Source organism: Roseomonas sp. TAS13 (assembly GCF_001950415.1).
In the GTDB taxonomy this organism is placed as follows: Bacteria; Pseudomonadota; Alphaproteobacteria; order Acetobacterales; family Acetobacteraceae; genus Roseomonas; species Roseomonas mucosa.
The window spans coordinates 1-1759 of record NZ_BDLP01000598.1 but is presented as its reverse complement, the minus strand read 5'-3'; the positions used below and the strand labels follow the sequence as shown (position 1 = coordinate 1759).

General features: G+C 73.1%; 1 protein-coding gene and 1 pseudogene. One reads left to right on the top strand and one right to left on the bottom strand.

All coding sequences use genetic code 11. The annotated features are described in order from the left end of the window. Positions 1-277 (top strand): annotated as a pseudogene (locus ROTAS13_RS24055) (SAM-dependent methyltransferase); the annotation flags it as partial. 60 nt (positions 278-337) lie between these two features. Here ROTAS13_RS24055 and ROTAS13_RS24050 read toward each other — a convergent pair. Beyond that, the coding region (locus ROTAS13_RS24050; protein WP_171979231.1) for a cellulose synthase subunit BcsC-related outer membrane protein at positions 338-1759 on the bottom strand (1422 nt) is incomplete at its 5' end.

The window sequence follows — 1759 nt, the reverse complement described above, 5'->3', positions numbered from 1 at the left end:
GCGCGCGGCCGGGGAAACCAGCGCGGTCCTGGCACGGGACCCGCGCCCGGTGCCGCGCGCGCTGTTCCCGGCGGCGCTGGCCCGGCTGGCGGGCGAGGCGCCGGGGGACGAGCCGGTGCCCGTCACCCTGCGCCTCCTGACGCTGACCGGCTGGGCGCCGGCACCCAGCCAGCAGCAGCCCGCCCGGCCCGGCAGCGCCACGGTTAGGCTCGCCGAGGCGCTGGGCACCGAGGAACGGGGCCTGGGCGAGGCCACGCCCGGCACCCCGAAGCGCTGATCCCCGAAGCACCGGTCCCCGAAGCACCGGTCCCGGAAGCACTGGCCCCGGAACCATAGGTCAATCGAAGCGGTAGCGCGCGAAGAGCATGGCGCGCACCTCGTTCCAGTCCGCCGCACGGTCGTAGCGGAGCAGGCCACCGACCTTGAACTGGGGCGTGATGGCGTATTCCGCATCCGCCCGCACACCGCCGACCAGGCTGGTCTGGGTCTGGCCGGCGTAGAAGGCGCTCTGCGTGGAGTCGGCCGCCTCCCGCGCCTCGGCCCGGGCCTGCAGGGCGGGGTCGTTGGGAAAGAGCGGGGAGCGGTCCTCCTTGAAGTGCGCGAGGCCGATCTGGCCGCCGAGGTGGTAGGAGAGGTTCCCCAGCCGGGCGCGGTAGTCGATCGGGATATTCGCCGCGACATAGTTCTGCGGGCTGAAGTAGCCGCCCTGACCCAGGGTGAAGAAGCGCAGGTTCTTGTCGTAGGAGAGATAGACGAGGTCGAGCCCGCTGGTCAGCTCCTCGTCCGGTCGCCGGAAGAAGGCGTAGCTCATGCCGGCCCCGGCCTCGATCCGGTTGTTGTCGGCAACGCCCTTGCCCTCGACCTGCGAATAGCCGCCGCCGGCATAGAAGTTCGCCCGGCCCGCGCTCCATTCGAACTGGCCGCGCCCGGTGTTGCGCACCACGCCGCCCCAGGTCCGGCTGGTGACCGGGTCGCGCTGCCCGGCCCAGGCCAGCAGGCTGTCGGTCATGGCCCGGCGCTCGCCGGTCAGGCGCAGGCGCAGGTTGCCGTTCAAGGACGGAGCAAGCTCCAGCCCGCCCACCAGGTTCTGCACGCGGTAGCCGATCGGCGTGGAGCCGACATCGAGTGACAGGCTCTCGCCGCGCGTATAGCCAAGGCCGAAGGCGACGCCGGAGGCCGTGGTGTCCTTTGGCGTCAGCCGGGCCGCGGTGGCGGCGGAGATGCTCTCGCTGGGCCCCGGCAGCCGCAGCGGGTTGGTGCCGAAACGGCGCAGGTTGCCCGTGTTCTGGTCCAGCGTGCCGGAATCGATGCTGTAGAGCTGGGCGCGGGCGGCGATCCGCCCACCGATCCCCGGCATCGCCGCCGAGGCCTCCGCCCCGCCGGAATATTCCTGCAAACGGTCGAGGCCGCCGCTGCCGGAGCGGAAGCGCCCGGCGAAGTTCGGCCCGATGCGCGGCGCGGATTCCTCCCGTACCTCGGCGAGCTGGCGCTGGATGTCGTTGAGCAGGGGATCGTTGCCCACCGCCGGCCCCGCCGCGGCCAGCAGAACCGGCTCTCCACCAGCCAGCGCCACCTGCTGGAAGGGATTTGCCGTGGCCTGGCCCCGCATCGTGGCCGCCGGCCCTGATGCCATCGGAACCGCCGCCGGGGTGCCACTGAGCTGGGCCCGCCGCAGCTCCTCGGCCCGTTGCAGCGCCGCCTGCGCGCGCCGGGAGTCGCCGGAGGCCCGGGCAAGCTGCGCCTCCACCACCGCGACCCG